The sequence below is a fragment of the Bartonella sp. AP58NXGY genome, assembly GCF_042195785.1.
GTDB lineage: Bacteria > Pseudomonadota > Alphaproteobacteria > Rhizobiales > Rhizobiaceae > Bartonella.
Window position 1 is genome coordinate 1 of sequence record NZ_JBHIOY010000032.1, and the last position, 4,061, is coordinate 4,061.

Annotated in this window: 3 protein-coding genes and 1 pseudogene; all 4 read right to left on the minus strand. The window is 40.1% G+C overall.

Translation table 11 applies throughout. The features are described 5' to 3' along the window. The coding region (locus ACFINC_RS08975) for a transglycosylase SLT domain-containing protein (RefSeq protein WP_375616985.1) at positions 1–212 on the minus strand (212 nt) is incomplete at its 3' end. Then, positions 212–2,347 carry a glycine zipper family protein gene (locus ACFINC_RS08980; protein WP_375612625.1) on the minus strand — a complete coding sequence of 712 codons (2,136 nt, stop codon included), beginning with the start codon at positions 2,345–2,347 and terminating at the stop codon, positions 212–214. The genes ACFINC_RS08980 and ACFINC_RS08975, both read right to left, overlap by 1 nt. Positions 2,348–2,353: 6 nt before the next feature. Further along, on the minus strand, positions 2,354–3,739 hold the full coding sequence (locus tag ACFINC_RS08985) for a hypothetical protein (protein WP_375616986.1): 1,386 nt from the start codon (positions 3,737–3,739) through the stop codon (positions 2,354–2,356). 82 nt (positions 3,740–3,821) lie between these two features. Next, positions 3,822–4,061: pseudogene (locus tag ACFINC_RS08990) on the minus strand (hypothetical protein); the annotation flags it as partial.

Consider the following 4,061-nt stretch of genomic DNA (forward strand, 5'->3'; position numbering starts at 1 on the left):
TGCATGGGGTCAAAACGGTCTTGCAAACCATATTGTTTGGCTGTGCTGTCTATAAATTGATACAACCCACCCGCAGATGAACGTGGATTCCTTGCATTGGGATTGCCGCCACTTTCCACTTGCGCAACACGGTACAAATAGCTTTCTGGCAAGCCATATCGCGCTGCTGCTTGACGGATCGCTTGATCGACTGAAGGACTAGAACGGGTCATTAACCCTTACTCCTTAAAAATCTTCCCGCTTCTCCTAACGCTGCCGAAGAAATGAAATGCCAAAAATGGTCACTACCAATTCCTGCTTTATGTAATTGTATAAATCTTTGTAACATTTGAGCAACTTCCTTCTGGTTCATACCTTTAACGCCAAAAGTTGCTAATTTCGCTATATCACGTTCAAGTATTTGCCTTTCTTTTTGTGGCAATTTTCTAATCGTATCAGATAAAATATTTTGTATAATTTTTGCCCCTGCATGTGCTGCACTAGTTTTTCCATACGGTATATTAACACCTGTTAAATAATTATGTTCAGGCGTTCCTTGAAACGGTTTCAGTGCTCTTTTCGCCGCATCTTCATAGAACCTTTCACCCTCTACAGCTTTTCTAAACGCATGAATGTTTTTAGAGCTTAAAGATCTGCTTAGATTATCTGACATGCTACCCGTTTGTAAAATATTTGAAAGGCTATTAATAGGACGCGAACCTTTTAATAGATCATCAATATAGTCTCTCATCCCTACATGATAAGTATTGAGACCACTAGGCATTGCTCCTTTACGAAGACCTTCTGCAATCCCCTCTCCAGATACATCTCTTTCTGCAATTTTTTTGCCTTGGCTTATAGCTTCTGCAAAGCCTTTGTATTTTGCTGCGCTACCCCGAGCTGCTTTATAAGTAGGGGAAATTTTATCCGTTATTTTTACCAAATTGTTCTTCAAAATTTGATATGTAGAAGCCCCTTCTTCATCACCAAGCTTTCGATTCATTCTGATTAAAACATCAAGGGATTTCTTGCTTCGATCTAGTAACTCCATTGTAGGTTTATAATTGATATGGCTAAACTCTTTTGCATAGAATCGTTGAGGTATTGCTGTGCGGGGGTCTCTTTCTAACTTTTTGACAGCGTGCTTAAGAGCGTCTTGAAATCCTTCTTGTTTAAAAAGCCTATTAAGAGCTGGATAATATCTTTTTTCTATTGGAGTACGATAGGCTTGTGCATAGAGAGAACCATGTGCTTCTTCCCCTTGCTCTTTAAGCAACCTTTTTAAAACTTTCGTATCTTGGAGAGGGGTAATGTTTTCATCTGCCGATTGACCAAGGCGCTGAACTGCTCCCTGCATCCGTCCTTCATGGGCTCTTTTCAAAAGTTCAGAAACACGCGTATTTGTTGTCCCCATATTCGCAAGCAATACTTCTAAATTCGGACTAATATCTGTCAAAAATGCATGGCGTGGTGCATTTGCAAGATGTTCAGCAACATTCTCAACACCATCATCATATAATGTTTTTGCAACTTCTCTGACTACTTTAGTTTGAACTTCCTTATGAGCAGGATTAAAACGCCCTCCTTTCATAAAGGGAATATAGGGAACATGTTGCAATCCCCTTGCCATTTTTTTTGTACCCCAAGAAGCAACTGTACCGGCAAGAGAACCAATAGGACCAGCTACTGTTCCAATACCACCACCAAACCCTGCCGATATAAGACGACCAGAAAGACCCTCTCCTGCTCCAGAGCCATGTAAAGCTCCTGAACCTGCCCCGAACATCATCGCCTTACCAATATTTCCAAGTGTTGACATATGCTTTGCAAGAGCCAAAGCCCTTAATGGAGGCACAAAAAGTGAGAGTCCTGTCGGTACAAGTGAACCAGCAGCATAAGCAATAGAAGACCAAATAGGATATTTCTCTTGCAAGGCTTTTTGGTAAGCGCGCTCCTTAGCTACCCGTCTATTATATATCTCCTCTGCTTTCTTATCACCACGCCAATAATCTATAAAACCCGCTTCATTGGCTGCTTTCATCTCGTCAAAATAATCTGCCGTCGCACCAGACGCGCTATTCCTCATAACAGCATCCAACACCGTAAGATCTTTATCATCAAATGAGAAATCATCTGTTGTAGTTGATTGATTAGATAGCTTCGCAATCTCAGCGGGATCTTCAACTACGCGGAAACGTGTTCCGTTCTTAGCGTATACATATCGAGGAGAAGATGAAGAAGAACTGTTAGCATTTGATCTTATAATCTTTTCAATCTCAGCAGAATCTTCAACTACACGAAAACGTGTCCCATTCTTAGCATATACATATTGAGAATTAATCGCACCAGAAGTCTTATAAGGGGCCATTAATATTTACTCCTTAACCAGAAATTCACCACTGGAACTATCCACAAAATAAAGTACGTTATCCTTAATAGATGCCTCTTCTAAACTCATCTTTGGTATATTTTCACTACCTCCTTGTGACACCAACCCATTAGTAAAAGATTGAGAAGGGTCTTTTTTACGCTCTTTTACTTCCAATCCATGTGATAACCTATAAATTTCTTCATTATTAAATTCTTGAAAATGTGCAAGCATCTTCTTAATATTTAAAAGTCTTGTATGTAATACTTCAGGCTTGTCACTAATATCTAAAGTACCATAAGATGATACTAACCACTGGCTTTCTTTCTCAGATAATGGACCAACACCTACGGTTCCATTCTTACTTTGTTTTTTGATTGATGCAATCACTCGCTTAAAGACACCGCCTTGAATCTGAGTAAATAGATATTTTAATGTTTTGGCATCAGATCCTGGGAAAATTTGAGTAACCGTACCACCTTTACCAGCAACCCAATCTGGATCACTCTCTATAAGTTTAATGGCATGATTAACCGCACCCATAGTATTATCAATTTCTAATGCAACTTCTTTCACATACTCTCTCTTATTTGTTTCCCACTCTTCTATGTCTCGTTTTTTCTGATTATACTCCAATTCCTGTAGAGATCCTTTAATCGGTCTCGCTTCACGTTCACCTGTCTCCGGATTGATATACCATTGATGCCCCAGAGGTAACTTAGGAGTATCACCACCTGTTAGCATCGCACTAAGCATTTGCGGATTACGTGCCATAATAGCAGCTTCTTCTTCACTATAGCCTTTGGACTTTAGATACTCGACGGTCTGGTTAACCTGTCCTCTTTTTTCTCTTTCCATATCACCACGACGAAGATTCATAGCTCCACTCGCTAAACTTTGTGCTATCGTCCCATCTGATAATGCATAACCAATCCCATAATCCGATAATCTTTGTAAAAACTCAGGACTACGCAAATAATCCCAAAAACTCTGTTGAGAACCAGTATCTTGGTGAGGAACACTGCTCTGTTGTGGCTGTGCAAACTGCTGTGGTTCTACCGGTGAAATAGGCTCTGGTAATTGAGACTGCTTTGGTTTCAATGATGCCAAATCTGAAAGTGCATTAGGCAAAGGTTCCATATCTAAAGAGTTTGGTTGTGAACCAAAGGTCGCTACTGGTAAAGAAGGGACTGAAGACGGTACATCCGGTTTTCTGCCTTCCGGTCTTAAAGATGAACTTACATCTGGTAAAGGTGAAGTATTTTTAGCGAAACCTAAAGGATTCGATTGTGAACCAAAAGTTGCTATAGGTGAAGAAGGGGTTAAATAAGGCAAATTATTTGCCTGTTGTTTGGCTTCTTCTAATGCCAAATGTTGATCGTAGCTACGCATATATGGTACATATTGTCTCATTACATACATAGACTTAAGAAGTCTTGATAACATGTTATCGTTACTATTTTGCATAACTACCTCACTTTTGTCCTGCAAAACCAGAAATACCAGCTAAAATCCCTATAGCGTTCTTCCAAGGGTCGTTACCATGCATCTTAGATTCTGACACATTATTCGTTGTCGTGCCGTAATTTCTTGCGAAGCCATGACCGGCGTTCATAAGCATATTCAACCTATTCCAGCCGCTATTGTCTTGTTCCAGCCAACGTTCTCTATTGGCATCAACAACTCTCTGATTGTGGGCATCAAGTACACCTCC

Coding starts and splice junctions, on each gene's coding strand:
- ACFINC_RS08980 (WP_375612625.1), bottom strand. CDS start 2,347: ATGGCCCCTTATAAGACTTCTGGTGCGATTAATTCTCAATATGTATAT.
- ACFINC_RS08985 (WP_375616986.1), bottom strand. CDS start 3,739: ATGCGTAGCTACGATCAACATTTGGCATTAGAAGAAGCCAAACAACAG.